Below are 14,297 nucleotides of genomic sequence, written 5' to 3' on the forward strand. Positions count from 1 at the left end.
CACAACCCGCTCCCCGGGCCGCTGTCCATCCAATACGAAGCCATCCGTAACGAGGTGAAGACATGCAGAACAATTCCCGCCCCGCCGTGCTCGAACTGATCGGCAATACACCGCTGGTCCGGGTCAGCCGTTTCGACACCGGCCCCTGTACGCTGTTTCTCAAGCTCGAATCGCAAAACCCCGGCGGCTCGATCAAGGATCGGGTCGGCCTGGCCATGATCGATGCCGCCGAGCGCGACGGCCGGCTGCGCCCGGGCTCGACCATCATCGAGGCCACTGCCGGCAACACCGGCCTGGGCCTGGCGCTGGTGGGCCGGGCCAAGGGCTATCGGGTGGTACTGGTGGTACCGGACAAGATGTCCACCGAGAAGGTCCTGCACCTCAAGGCCATGGGCGCCGAGGTGCATATCACCCGCTCCGACGTCGGCAAGGGCCATCCCGAGTACTACCAGGATGTCGCCGCCCGGCTGGCCAGGGAAATTCCCGACTCCTTTTTCACCGACCAGTTCAACAACCCGGCCAACCCGCTGGCCCACGAAACCAGTACCGCACCGGAGATCTGGGCGCAGACCCAGCATGACGTCGACGCCATCGTCGTCGGCGTCGGTTCGGCCGGCACCCTCACCGGGCTGACCCGGTTCTTCCAGCGCGTGCAGCCGAACCTGGCGATGGTGCTGGCCGACCCGCTGGGTTCGGTGGTCGCCGAATACAGCCGCAGCGGTACCCTCGGCACGGCCGGCTCGTGGGCGGTGGAAGGGATCGGCGAGGATTTCATTCCGTCGATTGCCGACCTCTCCAGCGTGCGCCAGGCCTATTCGATCACCGACGAGGAAAGTTTCGACCACGCCCGCCAGTTGCTGCGCGCCGAAGGCATTCTCGGCGGTTCCTCGACCGGTACCCTGCTGGCGGCGGCACTGCGCTACTGTCGCGAGCAGACCCGGCCCAAGCGCGTCGTCACCTTCGTCTGCGACACCGGCACCCGCTACCTGTCCAAGGTCTACAACGACCAGTGGATGAACGACCAGGGCCTGCTGCAGGTCAAGCGCTACGGCGACCTGCGCGACCTGATCGCCCGCCGCTTCGAGGACGGCCGGGTGATCAGCGTCGGCCCGGACGATACCCTGCTGACCGCCTTCCAGCGCATGCGCCTGGCGGACGTTTCGCAACTGCCGGTACTGGTCGATGGGCAACGACTGGTCGGGGTCATCGACGAGTCCGACATCCTGCTCGGCATGCATGACGATGCCGCGCATTTCCGCCTGAGTGTCGCCAGCGTCATGACCGACCAGTTGCAGACCCTCTCGCCCGGCGCCAGCCTCGCCGAACTGCAGGCTGAACTGGACCGCGGGCTGGTGGCGATCATCGCCGACGCTTCGGGCTTCCACGGCCTGATCACCCGCTTCGACCTGCTCAATCACCTGCGGAGATCCCTCGCATGAGCCAGCACGACCAATCCGCGGCCAGCCGCGCCTTCGCCACCCGGGTGATCCATGCCGGTCAGGCGCCTGACCCGACCACCGGGGCGTTGATGCCGCCGATCTACGCCAACTCCACCTACCTGCAGGACAGCCCCGGGGTGCACAAGGGCTTCGACTACGGCCGCTCGCACAACCCCACGCGTTTTGCCCTGGAGCGTTGCGTGGCGGACCTGGAAGGCGGCAGCCGGGCCTTCGCCTTTGCTTCCGGGCTGGCGGCTATCTCCACCGTGCTCGAACTGCTCGACGCCGGTGCCCATGTGGTCTCCGGCAACGACCTGTATGGCGGCACCTTCCGCCTGTTCGACAAGGTGCGCCAGCGCAGCGCCGGGCATCGATTCAGCTTCGTCGACCTGACCGTCCCCGATGCGCTGGAGACGGCCTTGCAGGCAGATACACGGATGGTCTGGATCGAGACGCCGAGCAATCCCCTGCTGAGCCTCACCGACCTGGCGGCCGTTGCCCGCCTGTGCCGTGACCGGGGCATCCTCTGCGTCGCCGACAATACCTTTGCCAGTCCCTGGATCCAGCGGCCGTTGGAGTTGGGTTTCGATATCGTCGTGCATTCGACCACCAAGTACCTGAACGGCCATTCCGACGTGATCGGCGGCATCGCGGTGGTGGGGCAGAATACCGAACTGGCCGACCGCCTGGGTTTCCTGCAGAACGCGGTGGGGGCCATTTCCGGGCCCTTCGATGCCTTCCTGACCCTGCGCGGCGTGAAGACCCTGGCGCTGCGCATGGAGCGCCATTGCAGCAACGCCCTGGAACTGGCGACCTGGCTGGAACGCCAGCCACAGGTGGCGCGGGTGCATTACCCCGGCCTGCCGTCCCATCCGCAGCACGAACTGGCGCGTCGACAGATGCGCGGCTTTGGCGGGATGATCAGCGTCGATCTGAAAACCGACCTGGCCGGTTCGCGACGCTTTCTGGAAAACGTGCGGATCTTTGCCCTGGCCGAAAGCCTGGGTGGCGTGGAAAGCCTGATCGAGCACCCGGCGATCATGACCCATGCCACCATCCCTCCAGCGACACGCGCCCAACTGGGGATCGGCGATGCGCTGGTACGTCTGTCGGTGGGCGTGGAGGACGTCGAGGATCTGCGGGCCGACCTGGCACAGGCCCTGGCACGGATCTGAAACACAACCTCCCGACCATCAACCGAGGAGTATCGGCATGCCCAGCAAAAACACCATCTGCCTCTGGTTCGACGGCACGGCACTGGAAGCCGCGACCTTCTATGCCCAGACCTTCCCCGACAGTTCGGTGACCGCAGTCCACCGTGCTCCCCGCGACTACCCCTCGGGAAAACAGGGCGATGTCCTGACCGTCGAGTTCACGGTCATGGGCATCCCCTGCCTGGGCCTCAACGGCGGCCCGACCTTCCCCCATAGCGAGGCCTTCTCCTTCCAGGTGGCGACCGACGACCAGGCCGAAACCGACCGGCTGTGGCAGGCGATCGTCAGCCATGGCGGGCAGGAAAGTGCCTGCGGCTGGTGCAAGGATAAATGGGGGTTGTCGTGGCAGATCACGCCACGTGCGCTGACCGCGGCGATCAGCCATCCGGACCCGGCGGCGGCCAGGCGCGCATTCGACGCAATGATGGGGATGGGCAAGATCGACATCGCCGTGATCGAGGCGGCCCTCAAGGGCTGAGCGGTGTTTTCGGGACAAGGGCGATATCCGACGAACAGCACGATTGCACAATGCCAGCCGTCGGACATCGCATGCACCATTTTGGGTTCTCTACTAGCCTTGGCAACTCATGGAATCCCCGTTTGCCCGGCAAACCATTGTTCAAGGAGAAATCAATGACGACCCCCGTACTGATGGCCGAACGCACCTACCGCAACTGGTCCACCCCGATTCTGCTGGAACTCAATCTGCGCGCGCACCAACTGGACGCACCTTCGCGTCAGGCCCTGCGCAATGTATTGATCGAACGTCGAATGGCCGACCTGGGCAGTCCGACCGGGGTCGAGCGGCGCAAGACCGCCTGACCCGCAGGATTCGATAGTGGGAGCGGGCTTGCCCGCGAACGGGTCCTCAGGACCGCTAAACGCTTCGCGGGCGAGCCCGCTCCCACAAGTCTCCGGTCCGGCACAAGACCGTGCAATCCGGAAGAGTGCGGGGTTACGACTTGGCCCCTTCGTAGTTGACCATCCAGGCCACGCCGAAACGATCCTCGAACATGGCAAAACGTTCAGCCCAGAAAGTTTTCGCCAGCGGCATGAAAACCTTGCCGCCCTCGCTCAGCCCCTTGAACAACCGCTCGGCCTCGGCGGCGCTGTCGACGTTGAGGGAGACCGATACCCCCTGCGGTTTCTGAAACGGCTGGCCGGACGGGCAGTCCGAGGCCATCAGGCTGAACCCGCCCACGGTCAGGCAGGCATGCAAAATCTTGTCACTGTCCTTGGGCACTTCAGCCTCCGCGGGTGCATCGGCAAAGGACAGCGAAAACAGCTCGCCGCCCAGCACGCGCTTGTACAGAGCGAAGGCTTCCTTGCAGTCACCGTTGAAGGTCAGGTAGGGAATGATTCTCATGGTGGATCTCCTGTCGTCAGGTTTCACGGTTGTCCGGACAACTGCGTGCGCAGGCGTTCTTCCTGCTCACGCAACTCGGGGGTCAGGCATTCGCCGAAATCCTCGGCTTCGAAGATCTGGCGAATCTCGATATCGCTGTCGCTGACCATCGGGTTCGGGCAGCGCTTGACCCAATCGATGGCCTCCTGCAGCGACTGGACCTGGAAGATCCAGAAGCCGGCGATCAATTCCCTGGTCTCGATGAAGGGACCCTCCACGACCGTACGCTGCTTGCCGGAAAAGCGTACGCGGGCCCCTTTGGAACTGGGATGCAGGCCCTCGGCGGCGAGCATCACCCCGGCCTTCACCAGTTCCTCGTTGTAGGCGCCCATGGCGGCCAGCAGTTGCGCGCTGGGCATTTCCCCGGCTTCCGATTCGGGGCTGGCCTTGACGATCACCATAAATCGCATGGCTGTTCTCCTGATGGTGGATGAGCCGTCCCTGTGGCGGCTCTACGGGTTAATCGAACGGCCGGGCACGGAATCGACAGGCCGCTGAAAATATTTTTCCAGCAATGCCGCTGGTCCGGTTCAGACGTTGCCCACAAGCGACTGTCGAGAAGGCCTGACGCCAATCGACTAAGCATAGAACTGTACCCCCACCGCTTCCCGGCGCCCTTGCCGGGCGGCACCGACCACAAGGAAACCTCGTGATGAACCAGCCCAACGTTGAACAACATGCCGTGGTATCGCGCCAGGAGTGGCTGGCGGCGCGTCGGGAACACCTGATCCAGGAGAAGGCCCTCAGCCGTCAGCGCGAGCAGCTCAGCGCCGCGCGGCGTGCCCTGCCCTGGCTGCGGGTCGACAAGGACTACCGCTTCGAAGGTGCCGATGGCCCGCGACGGCTGGCCGACCTGTTCGGCAACCACAGCCAGTTGATCGTCTATCACTTCATGTTCGGCGACGGCTGGGCCGAGGGCTGCCCCCACTGTTCGTTCCTGGCCGATCATTTCGACGGTGCCAACCTGCACCTGGCCCATCACGACGTTGCGTTCGTTGCCATTTCCCACGCGCCGTGGGCCCGGTTCCAGGCCTTCAGACGGCGCATGGGCTGGCGGTTCGAGTGGCTGTCCTCGGCCGGCAGCGACTTCAACCACGACTTCGGCGTGAGCTTTTCGCCCGAGGAACGGGCCAGCGGCCAGATCGACTACAACTACCAACGCCTCGCCGGCGGTGCCGAGGAAATGCCCGGGCTCAGCGTGTTCTACCGCAACAGCGAAGGTGAGATCTTCCATACCTATTCAACCTATGCGCGAGGCCTGGACATCCTGATCGGCGCGCACAACTTCCTCGACCTGACGCCCAAGGGACGCAACGAAGGCCCGATCATGAACTGGGTCCGGTTCCATGATCGCTACACCGACAGTGCCCGGCACGCCTGCTGCGGGTCCCATGGCGATAAATAATCAATGAGCCTGTTGCCACGTTCGTCATAAGATCGGCGTACGCTGACAAGTTCATGCCGGGCCTGCCCGTCACCAGCAATTCAGACCAGTCCTACAAAATATGCTGACTTTGCTCCCCTCCCCGGTCGAAAGTCCGGGGTTGGGCGGGCAAACACGACCATTCGTCAGCAGAACGGTTAATATCGAAAAGCTATTACTGCACTCTTTCCCCTATCAGCCCCTGTCAGAGAGGAACAATGGATTCTGCCGCCGTCTCGCTTGGTCAACGTTCGGATTTCGCCCTGGCCCTCTCGGGGGGCGGTGTCCGGGCCATGGTGTTTCATCTGGGGGTACTCAGGTATCTGGCCGAACAACAGGCGCTGGAGCGGGTCAGCCAGCTCTCGACCGTTTCCGGTGGCAGCCTGCTGGTGGGACTGCTGTTGCATGAGAACGGCGGGCAGTGGCCCGATTCGGCGCAGTTCTTGCAGCGGCTGTATCCGCTGCTGCGGGAAAAACTCTGCTCACGCAGCCTGCTGCTCAGTGGCCTGCGCCAGTTGCTCAATCCGCTGAACTGGCGCTTCCTGCTGTCGCGGGCCAACCTGCTGGCGTTGGGCCTGCGCAACGAATGGGGCGTGGATGGCCTGCTGTCGCAGGTCGGTGGCCGGCCGGACTGGTCGATCAACGGCACCACGGCCGAGAACGGCAAGCGCTTTCGCTTCAAGCGCAGCAACATGGGCGACTACTCCATCGGCTACGCCGCCACGAGCGACATGCCGTTGGCCGAGGCCCTGGCGGTTTCGGCGGCATTTCCCGGCGGCATCGGCCCGCTGGTGCTCGACAGCCGGCGCTTCAAATGGATGCAACGCGGCTGGGATGCGCCGTTGAACACGGCGGTGCCAACCAAACCGCCCTTCGCCAGGCTGCACCTGTATGACGGTGGTGTCTACGACAACCTCGGCCTGGAGCCGTTCTTCGACGCGGCCACCGGACGCAGCAAACGCTACGAATACCCGATCGTCGTCTGTGATGCCGGCGCACCACTCAAGCCGGGCTTCCAGGCCGGCGTACTGAGCCCCTGGCGGCTCAAGCGCATGGCCGACATCATGTCCGACCAGTCCCGGGCCCTGCGGATACGCAGCTTCGTCGAATACCTCGACCAGGCGCCCGGACGCGGCAGCTACCTGGGCATCGCCAGCGCGCTGATCGAGGCGCCGGCAGGCAGCGATGCGGCGTTTGCCGCAAGCTTCCCCACCAGCCTGAATCGCCTGAGCAACGAGGTCTTCGACCGTATCGCCCGGCATGGTCATGCCGTGGCGCGGGTCACCGACCGGCAATACGGCCTGTTGCCGGCAGTATCGGCGACAAGCCGCCCCCAGGAACCGGCCTGAGCGTCGCTCAAGGCAGCACCAGCACACCCAGGCTGGCACTGACCACCAGGGCGGTGCCGGCGAACTGCAGCGGCACCATCGGTTGGCTCAGCACCACGTAGCCGGCCAATGCACCGACCGCCGGTTCGACACTCATCAGGATGCCAAACGCCGAGGTTGGCATCCGCCGCAGTGCGATCATCTCCAGGCCATAGGGCAGCAGCGGTACGAACAGCGCCAGCCCGGCACAACTGGCCACCTGCAGCCACGGCAGGTGCCCTCCGCTTTGCCACAGCCCCAAGGGTGCGGTGATCACGGCAGCGGCCAGCAGCGACACCGACAGTCCTTCAAACCCCGAGAACAAGCTGCCGACCCGTTTCATCAGCAGGATATAGCCGGCCCAGCCCGCCGCCGAACCCAAGGCCAGCAGCAGCCCCAGGGGTTCACCGACCCAGCCCTGGTCATTACGCGCCAGGAGCAGTACGCCCAGCAGCGCCAGGAACGGCCAGACCAGCGCCCGCCAACGACGGATGGCCAGGCTCGCCACCAGCAGCGGCCCGAGAAACTCGATGGCGATCGCCAGCCCCAGGGGAATGCGTTGGATGGCGGCAAAAAAGCAGCTGGTCATCACCGCCATGGCCAGCCCCAGCCCGGCGGCGGCCCCCCAGCGCGACCACGAGTAACTGCGCAACCGCGGACGCACCAGCAGTCCCAGGATCGCCGCCGCCCAGCACAGGCGCAACCAGGTGGTACTGAAGGTTCCATAGCTGTCCATGGTTGGTGTCGACAGTGCCGCACCGAATTGCACGAAGAGCATCGACAGCACGCACAGCCCCGCGGCCAGCAACAGATTCCGGCGAGAGGTGCGTGCGACTGGGGGGTTCAGTACGGCGGCGTTGTCCTGCATGGCAAAAACTCCTGTCAATGAGCGCCTATCCTAGCCAGCCGGCCGACATTCAAATAAGCTGATATTCCTGATTCCAGCTTAAGGAATTCTGATAATGCGCGATCTCGACAGCAGCCTGCTGCGAACTTTCGCCACCGTCGCCGAGACCGGTACGGTCGGTGCTACCGCCCAGCGCCTGGGGCGGACCCAGGCCGCCGTCAGCATGCAACTGCGCCGCCTGGAGGAAGACCTGGAGCGGCGGCTGTTCGAACGCTCGCCCCGTGGCCTGCGCCTGACCGAGGCCGGTCATACCCTGCTGCCCTACGCCCACAGCATTCTCGGCACCGGTGCCGATGCCCGGCGGGCACTGGCGGCCAGCCAGGTGGCGGGCACGGTGCGCCTGGGCCTGCTGGAGGATATCGCCATCGGCAGCCTGCCGCGGGCCCTGCAACGGTTTTCCGCGGCCTATCCGCAGGTCAGCCTGGAAATCACCGTCGACAGCAGCGCAGCCATGTCCGCCCGGCTGCTCGAGGGTGCACTGGATATCGTCGTCGGCGACACCCATGGCATCAACGCCAGGCCCCAGGTGAGCTGGGAGTTGCCGCTGTTCTGGGTCGGCGCCCGTGGGTTGGTGCTCGAACCGACGCTGGACGCCCGGGTCCTGTCCCTGGTGACCTTCAGTGGCACCTGCCTGTGGCAGCCGCGGGTGGAGCAGCAACTGAAACAGGCCGGTATCGGCTGGCGGGTGGTGTGCAGCAGCACCAGCCTGCCGGCGGTGCAGTCGGCGGTCGAGGCCGGCCTGGGCATTGCGGTACTGCTCGAAGGCAACATCCGTACGCAAAGCATGCGGGTGCTGGGGGCTGCCGAAGGTCTGCCAGCCGCACCGGTGGTGACCTTCGGGCTCTACGTGCGCCCCGTCCCTGCCGTCCAGGCCCCGGCTGTCAGGGCGATGCAGCGATTTCTCGAAGAGGCGTTGAACATCCCCAGCGCCTGACTCACTCGCCCGCTGCGGCCAGCTCGAAACAGAACACCGCGCCCTTGCCGGGCACCGACAGCAGACGGATCTGGCTGTCGTGCAACTGCAGGATACGCCGCACGATCAACAGGCCGAGGCCGCCGCTGCGACGGTCGCCGTCCTGGTTGAAGGGACGCCGGAACAGGTTGTCCAGCAGCTTGGGCGGGATACCCGGCCCCGTATCGCTGACGGTCACCCGGACCTTGCCCGATGCATGCACCAGCGCCACCTCGATGCTGCCGCCTTCCGGGGTATGACGCAGGGCGTTGTCGATCAGGTTGGTCAGCACCCGTTCGATCATGCCGAGGTCGGCACTCACCATCGCCGCACCGCGCGGCAGTACCGCCAACAGCTTCGAATGGCGGGTTTCGGCCATCAGCTCGAATTTCTGGAACACGTCCTGGATCAGGTCGCTGAGGGAGAAATCCTCCCGTTCCAGACGCACCTCGCCATGCTCCAGGCGCGCCAGTTCGAACAGGGCCTGGGCCAGTTGCCGGACCTTGTTGCTCTGCGCCAGCGCGGTGCCCAGGTAACGCTTGCGCTCGTCCGGCGCCAGCAGCTCGCCCTTGAGCGACAGGGTTTCCAGGTAACCGTGCAGGGACGCCAGTGGCGTACGCAGGTCATGGGAGATGTTCGCCACCAGCTCGCGCCGGTCCTGGTCGAGTTGGGTCAGGGCCCGCCACTGTTCGCCGATACGCACCGCCATCTGGGCGAAACTCGCTTCCAGCACCTCGATTTCGTTGCCCCCCCCGAACCGGCAAGAGGCAGTGTCGGCGGGTTGACCGGGGCGGCATCGGTGTCGAAATCGCGCATGGTCTCGGTCAGGCGACGCAGTGGCCGGGTGATCAGGCGAAAGGCAATCAGACCGGCGATCAACCCCAGCAGTGCCACCAGGCCCATGGCCCACAGCGTGGTGCGCAACACCGTGCTGGCACTCACGCGCGCCGCCAGGCGGTCATGCTCCTCGCCCTGCAGGACCACGTAGAGATAGCCCAACGCCTTGCCGCCACCGTGCAGCGCGGCGGCGCTGAACACCTTGCGTCCATCGGTACTGCGCGGGTCATCGCCCAGAATCGGCAGCGGCTGGCCGTCCAGCAGGCGCCGGATCGGCTCCAGGTCGACCTGGTCACGCTTGAGATGGCCCTGGGGCGCGGCGTCGCCAGTGATCCGCCCGCTCGGATCGAGCAGGTACACCTCGACGCTGGGGTTGACGTTCATCAGTTGGCCGAACAGCGCCCGCACACCGTCCATGGTCAGGCCCTCGGTACCCACCAGGCGGTTTTCCAGGGCGATGCTGCGGGCCAGGTCGCGGGACAGCCCCTGCACCACCTCCTTTTCGTGCATGTCGCTGGCGCGCACCTGCAGCCACACCGAGGCGCCGCAGCAGGCCAGCAGCAGGATCGAGAACACCACGGACAGGCGCTGGGACAGGCTCAGGTTCATTCGGCACGCCCCGCGGGAGCAAAACGATAACCGCGGCCCCAGACCGTGAGAATCCGTTCGGGCTGTGCCGGATCGACCTCGATCTTCGCCCGCAGGCGGTTGATATGGGTGTTGACCGTGTGTTCGTAGCCATCGTGCTGGTAACCCCAGACCTGGTTCAGCAGATCCAGGCGTGAATACACCGTACCGGGGTTCTTCATGAAGAAGTGCAGCAGGTCGAACTCCCGTGGCGTCAGGTCCAGTGCCTGGCCGTCGAGCCGGGCCTCGCGGGCCAGCGGGTCCAGGCTCAGGCCGTTGAGTTCGAGACTGCCGGCGTCGACCTTGAGGCTCCTGGCCAGGGCATCGACCCGCCGCAGCAGGGCCTTGACCCGCGCCGCCAGCTCGAGCATCGAGAACGGCTTGGCCAGGTAGTCGTCGGCGCCCAGCTCCAGGCCCAGCACCCGATGCATCTCGCTGGAGCGGGCGCTGGTGATGATGATCGGCGTGTAGCGCGCCATGGCCCGGGCCTGGCGGCAGATTTCCAGGCCATCGACGCCCGGCAGCATCAGGTCGAGGATCAGCGCATCCCAGCCGCCCTTCTCCAACTGTGCCAGGCCCAGATTGCCGTCGGCACAATGGGTGACCTCGTAGCCCTCGTCCCGCAGGTGCAGGCTCAGCAGCCCGGCCAGGTGCAGGTCATCCTCGACGATCAGAATGCGTTTGGGTGAATCCATGGTGTGACGTTCCTGCAGGTGAAATATCCGGGACGTTCACAGCATATGACGTCCGCCCCATTGTGCCGAATCGGCAGGGGGAAAATGTTCACGATTAATTTAACTTTGCGGGAGGATTTGGCGACCGTTGCCGGCCGACACTGAAAGCCTGATCAATTGCCGTGGAGATCATGCCATGTCCAGCAGAAGACGCTTTCTTCTTTCCAGTGCCGCCGCCCTGCTCGCCGCCGGTTTCGTCGACTGGCGCGCGGTGGCCGCCACCCTCGGCGGCAACGCTGCCCCAGGCGTCACGGACGAGACCTTCGAGGTCAACCACAGCGACGCCGAATGGCGGGCGATGCTGAACGACAGCCAGTACCAGGTGCTGCGCCATGAGGGCACCGAACGCCCCTACAGCAGCCCCCTCAACGATGAACACCGCGCCGGTGTCTTCGCCTGCGTCGGCTGCCGGCAGACGCTGTTTTCCTCCTCGGCCAAGTTCGACAGCCACACCGGCTGGCCGAGCTTCACAGCGCCGCTGGAGAACGCCGTCGGCACCCGTCGCGACAGCTCGCTGGGCATGGTCCGCACCGAAGTGCATTGCCATCGCTGCGGCGGCCACCTGGGCCACGTGTTCCCCGACGGGCCGGCACCGACCGGCTTGCGCTACTGCATGAACGGCGTGGCGATGAGCTTCACGCCGCGTGCGGGCTGAGCGGCTGGGCCTGTTCGCGGGCAAGCTCTGCTCCTACAGGGACCAACCCCAGCCAGAGCCCCACGGCCGGCAACGTTTCAACTTCATCGACAAGGATCTGCATCATGTTTTTAATCATCCTGGCGTACCTGGGCGGTCTGCTGACCATCCTGAGCCCGTGCATCCTGCCGGTGCTGCCCTTCGTGTTCGCCCGCTCCGGCGAATCGTTGCGCCGCAGCGGCCTGCCGCTGCTGTGCGGCATGGCCCTGACCTTCGCCCTGGTCGCCACCCTCGCCGCCGTCGGCGGTGGCTGGGTGGTGCGGGCCAATCAGTACGGGCGCTGGCTGGCGATGGCGCTGATGGCCTTCTTCGCCATCACCCTGCTCTTCCCCCACCTGGCCGATCGCCTGGCGCGGCCGCTGGTTTCGGCCGGTGACCGGCTGTCACGCTCGGCCCAGGCGGAAAGCGGGCAGCCGAGCGTGCGCTCGTCGTTCGTTCTCGGTATCGCCACCGGTCTGCTGTGGGCTCCCTGCGCCGGGCCGATCCTCGGCCTGATCCTCACCGGTGCGGCCCTGCAGGGCGCCAACATCGGCACCACGCTATTGCTGCTGGCCTACGCCGCCGGTGCCGCCACCTCCCTGGCCGGTGCCCTGCTGGTCGGTGGTCGGGTATTCAGCGCGATGAAACGCAACCTCGGGACCGGCCAGTGGCTACGCCGCGGTCTCGGCGCGGCGATGCTCGCCGGGGTGGCGGCGATCGCCCTGGGCCTGGACACCGGCCTGCTGACCCGGGTCTCGACGGTCGCCACTGCCGGCATCGAGCAGAAACTGCTGGATACCTTCAACCCGGCGCCGCAGCCAGGCGCAATGATGGCGGCGGTGGTTCACGATGAACAACCGGCCGGCAGCATGATGGCCATGGCCGCCAAAACGTCGACTGAACGCCCCCTGCCGGTCGAAGGCACCCTGCCCGATCTCTCCGGCGCCGTGCAGTGGCTCAACTCGGCCCCCCTGAGCGCCGCCGAACTCAAGGGCAAGGTGGTGCTGATCGACTTCTGGACCTACTCCTGCATCAACTGCCTGCGCAGCCTGCCCTACGTCAACGCCTGGGCACAGAAATACCACGACCAGGGCCTGGTGGTGATCGGCGTGCATGCTCCGGAGTTCGCCTTCGAACGCGACATCGACAATGTACGCCAGGCCGTGAGCAAGCTGGGGATCCGCTATCCGGTGGCGATCGACAATGACTACGCCATCTGGCGTGGCTTCAACAACCAGTACTGGCCGGCGCACTACTTCATCGATGCCCAGGGCCGGGTGCGCTACCACCACTTCGGCGAAGGCGACTATGCCGGCTCCGAGCAGGTGATCCAGCAACTGCTGGCCGAAGCCGGCAACCGGAACGTCTCCGGCGGCGTGGTCAGCACCCAGGCCAGCGGTGTGATGCAGGCGGCGGATGAAGCCGAAGTGAAATCGCCGGAAACCTACATCGGCTATGACCGTGCCGAGCATTTTGCTTCCCCGGGCCAGCAGCTCGCCGACCAACCCAAGACCTATGACGCGCCCCGGCAACCGCAGCTGAATCAGTGGGGCCTGGCGGGCAACTGGACCGTGCGCCCGGAACAGGCGGCCTTGAACCAGGCAGGCGGCTCTATCGTTTTCCGCTTCCATGCCCGTGACCTGCATCTGGTGCTCGGCCCTTCCGCCAGCGGCCAACCCGTTCGCTTCAAGGTGCAGGTCGATGGCAAGGCGCCGGGCGCGGACCACGGCACCGATACCGACGCCAACGGCCAGGGCACGGTGACCGAACAGCGCCTGTATCAGTTGGTGCGCCAGGCCGGTGACGTCGGCGACCACACCTTTTCCATCGAATTTCTCGACCCCGGTGTGCAGGCCTACGCCTTTACCTTCGGTTGATTGCCAAGAGGATGCATGAAATGAGCAAGTCCATGATGCAGAAAAAAAACGTCTCGCCGCTGTTGACGATGGCCGCTGTGGCCGGCCTGGCCCTGTCGATCCTGCTGGTGCAGCGCCTGGCCTTTGCCGCCGAGCCGGCGGTGCAGATCGCTCCGCCGGCGCTGGATGAGCCGGCCACCGCCGGCCAGGCCACGGCCGTGTTCGCCGGCGGCTGCTTCTGGGGTGTCCAGGGCGTGTTCCAACATGTGCGCGGGGTGCAGAACGTGGTGTCCGGCTATGCCGGCGGCGCGGCGGGTACCGCCCATTACGAACAGGTTGGCGAAGGCGATACCGGGCATGCCGAATCAGTACAGATCACCTACGACCCGAGCCAGGTCAGCTATGGCAAGCTGCTGCAGGTGTTCTTCTCGGTGGCCCACGACCCGACCCAGCTCAACCGCCAGGGGCCGGACAGCGGCACGCAGTACCGCTCGGCGATCTTCCCGGTGAACGCCGGGCAGGAAAAGATCGCCCAGGCATATATCGCGCAGTTGGATGGCGCCAGGGTGTTCCCGTCGAAGATCGTCACCCGGATCGAGGACAACAAGGTGTTCTATCCGGCCGAGGGGTATCACCAGAACTACCTGACCTTGCATCCCTACGTGCCCTACATCGCCATCAACGACCTGCCGAAGGTGGAGAACCTCAAGCGCATGGAGCCGCAGTGGTATCGGGAAGATCCGGTGCTGGTGCCGGATATACGGTGATCCTGAGGGCCTCTTCGCGGGCAAGCCCGGCTGCTGCAGGTTGTGCCGTACAGGGCTGTTTGTTCTGCACGTTCCTGTAGGCGCCGGGCTTGCCCG

The 14,297-nt window shown here is 65.4% G+C and carries 14 protein-coding genes and 1 pseudogene; 10 read left to right on the plus strand and 5 right to left on the minus strand.

Translation table 11 applies throughout. The features are described 5' to 3' along the window. Window positions 1-62 precede the first annotated feature (62 nt). The 4 genes from ACZ5KU_RS15735 (at window position 63) to ACZ5KU_RS15750 (ending at window position 3,475) form a co-directional block, all read left to right on the plus strand. On the plus strand, window positions 63-1,439 hold the full coding sequence (locus tag ACZ5KU_RS15735) for a pyridoxal-phosphate dependent enzyme (RefSeq protein ID WP_416769024.1): 1,377 nt from the start codon (window positions 63-65) through the stop codon (window positions 1,437-1,439). Continuing rightward, window positions 1,436-2,614, plus strand: a complete 1,179-nt coding sequence (locus ACZ5KU_RS15740) for a cystathionine gamma-synthase (RefSeq protein WP_416769025.1) — start codon at window positions 1,436-1,438, stop codon at window positions 2,612-2,614. Before ACZ5KU_RS15735 ends, ACZ5KU_RS15740 begins: the two co-directional genes overlap by 4 nt. A 37-nt stretch (window positions 2,615-2,651) precedes the next feature. After that, window positions 2,652-3,131: a VOC family protein gene (locus ACZ5KU_RS15745; protein ID WP_054063258.1), complete on the plus strand. Its 480-nt coding sequence runs from the start codon at window positions 2,652-2,654 to the stop codon at window positions 3,129-3,131. A gap of 155 nt (window positions 3,132-3,286) precedes the next feature. Then, window positions 3,287-3,475, plus strand: coding sequence for a hypothetical protein (locus ACZ5KU_RS15750; protein ID WP_054058852.1), 189 nt, complete (start codon window positions 3,287-3,289; stop codon window positions 3,473-3,475). A gap of 133 nt (window positions 3,476-3,608) precedes the next feature. Here ACZ5KU_RS15750 and ACZ5KU_RS15755 read toward each other — a convergent pair whose 3' ends face one another. After that, a complete protein-coding gene (locus ACZ5KU_RS15755; RefSeq protein WP_054058853.1) occupies window positions 3,609-4,019 on the minus strand; it encodes a VOC family protein in 411 nt (136 codons plus the stop codon). A gap of 23 nt (window positions 4,020-4,042) precedes the next feature. Then, complete coding sequence (locus ACZ5KU_RS15760; RefSeq protein ID WP_416769026.1) at window positions 4,043-4,468, minus strand: YciI family protein; 426 nt, start codon at window positions 4,466-4,468, stop codon at window positions 4,043-4,045. Window positions 4,469-4,710: 242 nt separating this feature from the next. Here ACZ5KU_RS15760 and ACZ5KU_RS15765 point away from each other — a divergent pair, with 242 nt between their 5' ends. Both ACZ5KU_RS15765 and ACZ5KU_RS15770 read left to right on the plus strand, forming a co-directional pair. Further along, window positions 4,711-5,463: a DUF899 domain-containing protein gene (locus ACZ5KU_RS15765; protein ID WP_054058855.1), complete on the plus strand. Its 753-nt coding sequence runs from the start codon at window positions 4,711-4,713 to the stop codon at window positions 5,461-5,463. A 236-nt stretch (window positions 5,464-5,699) separates the two neighbouring features. Further along, entirely contained in the window at window positions 5,700-6,830 is a 1,131-nt protein-coding gene (locus tag ACZ5KU_RS15770) for a patatin-like phospholipase family protein (RefSeq protein WP_416769027.1), read from the plus strand. 7 nt (window positions 6,831-6,837) lie between these two features. Here the strand turns inward: ACZ5KU_RS15770 and ACZ5KU_RS15775 are convergent, their stop codons facing one another. Next, a complete protein-coding gene (locus ACZ5KU_RS15775) occupies window positions 6,838-7,716 on the minus strand; it encodes an EamA family transporter (protein WP_273820863.1) in 879 nt (292 codons plus the stop codon). A gap of 94 nt (window positions 7,717-7,810) precedes the next feature. Between ACZ5KU_RS15775 and ACZ5KU_RS15780 the strand changes: the two genes are divergently transcribed. Next, on the plus strand, window positions 7,811-8,689 hold the full coding sequence (locus ACZ5KU_RS15780) for a LysR substrate-binding domain-containing protein (protein WP_054058858.1): 879 nt from the start codon (window positions 7,811-7,813) through the stop codon (window positions 8,687-8,689). Between the two features lies 1 nt (window position 8,690). Here ACZ5KU_RS15780 and ACZ5KU_RS15785 read toward each other — a convergent pair. Together ACZ5KU_RS15785 and ACZ5KU_RS15790 are read right to left on the minus strand one after the other, a co-directional pair. Further along, window positions 8,691-10,153: pseudogene (locus ACZ5KU_RS15785) on the minus strand (sensor histidine kinase). Next, window positions 10,150-10,866 (minus strand): response regulator transcription factor, encoded by a 717-nt coding sequence (locus tag ACZ5KU_RS15790; protein ID WP_054058860.1) that lies wholly within the window; start codon window positions 10,864-10,866, stop codon window positions 10,150-10,152. The pseudogene ACZ5KU_RS15785 and the gene ACZ5KU_RS15790 overlap by 4 nt, the downstream one beginning before the upstream one ends. Window positions 10,867-11,041: 175 nt before the next feature. On the opposite strand from ACZ5KU_RS15790, the gene msrB reads away from it, so the two are divergent. The 3 genes from msrB (at window position 11,042) to msrA (ending at window position 14,201) form a co-directional block, all read left to right on the plus strand. Further along, window positions 11,042-11,560, plus strand: a complete 519-nt coding sequence (gene msrB, locus ACZ5KU_RS15795) for a peptide-methionine (R)-S-oxide reductase MsrB (protein ID WP_416769028.1) — start codon at window positions 11,042-11,044, stop codon at window positions 11,558-11,560. A gap of 104 nt (window positions 11,561-11,664) precedes the next feature. Continuing rightward, window positions 11,665-13,455 carry a cytochrome c biogenesis protein DipZ gene (locus ACZ5KU_RS15800; RefSeq protein ID WP_416769030.1) on the plus strand — a complete coding sequence of 597 codons (1,791 nt, stop codon included), beginning with the start codon at window positions 11,665-11,667 and terminating at the stop codon, window positions 13,453-13,455. A gap of 20 nt (window positions 13,456-13,475) precedes the next feature. Then, window positions 13,476-14,201 carry a peptide-methionine (S)-S-oxide reductase MsrA gene (gene msrA / locus ACZ5KU_RS15805; protein ID WP_054063256.1) on the plus strand — a complete coding sequence of 242 codons (726 nt, stop codon included), beginning with the start codon at window positions 13,476-13,478 and terminating at the stop codon, window positions 14,199-14,201. Window positions 14,202-14,297: the final 96 nt, after the last annotated feature.

Source organism: Pseudomonas sp. Tof1 (assembly GCF_055390395.1).

What these genes read in the sequence shown, in the direction of transcription:
- msrA (WP_054063256.1), top strand. Translation starts at nt 13,476, where the DNA reads ATGAGCAAGTCCATGATGCAGAAAAAAAACGTCTCGCCGCTGTTGACG.
- ACZ5KU_RS15750 (WP_054058852.1), top strand. Translation starts at nt 3,287, where the DNA reads ATGACGACCCCCGTACTGATGGCCGAACGCACCTACCGCAACTGGTCC.
- ACZ5KU_RS15760 (WP_416769026.1), bottom strand. Translation starts at nt 4,468, where the DNA reads ATGCGATTTATGGTGATCGTCAAGGCCAGCCCCGAATCGGAAGCCGGG.
- ACZ5KU_RS15775 (WP_273820863.1), bottom strand. Translation starts at nt 7,716, where the DNA reads ATGCAGGACAACGCCGCCGTACTGAACCCCCCAGTCGCACGCACCTCT.
- ACZ5KU_RS15765 (WP_054058855.1), top strand. Translation starts at nt 4,711, where the DNA reads ATGAACCAGCCCAACGTTGAACAACATGCCGTGGTATCGCGCCAGGAG.
- ACZ5KU_RS15740 (WP_416769025.1), top strand. Translation starts at nt 1,436, where the DNA reads ATGAGCCAGCACGACCAATCCGCGGCCAGCCGCGCCTTCGCCACCCGG.
- ACZ5KU_RS15770 (WP_416769027.1), top strand. Translation starts at nt 5,700, where the DNA reads ATGGATTCTGCCGCCGTCTCGCTTGGTCAACGTTCGGATTTCGCCCTG.
- ACZ5KU_RS15780 (WP_054058858.1), top strand. Translation starts at nt 7,811, where the DNA reads ATGCGCGATCTCGACAGCAGCCTGCTGCGAACTTTCGCCACCGTCGCC.
- ACZ5KU_RS15790 (WP_054058860.1), bottom strand. Translation starts at nt 10,866, where the DNA reads ATGGATTCACCCAAACGCATTCTGATCGTCGAGGATGACCTGCACCTG.
- ACZ5KU_RS15745 (WP_054063258.1), top strand. Translation starts at nt 2,652, where the DNA reads ATGCCCAGCAAAAACACCATCTGCCTCTGGTTCGACGGCACGGCACTG.
- ACZ5KU_RS15755 (WP_054058853.1), bottom strand. Translation starts at nt 4,019, where the DNA reads ATGAGAATCATTCCCTACCTGACCTTCAACGGTGACTGCAAGGAAGCC.
- msrB (WP_416769028.1), top strand. Translation starts at nt 11,042, where the DNA reads ATGTCCAGCAGAAGACGCTTTCTTCTTTCCAGTGCCGCCGCCCTGCTC.
- ACZ5KU_RS15735 (WP_416769024.1), top strand. Translation starts at nt 63, where the DNA reads ATGCAGAACAATTCCCGCCCCGCCGTGCTCGAACTGATCGGCAATACA.
- ACZ5KU_RS15800 (WP_416769030.1), top strand. Translation starts at nt 11,665, where the DNA reads ATGTTTTTAATCATCCTGGCGTACCTGGGCGGTCTGCTGACCATCCTG.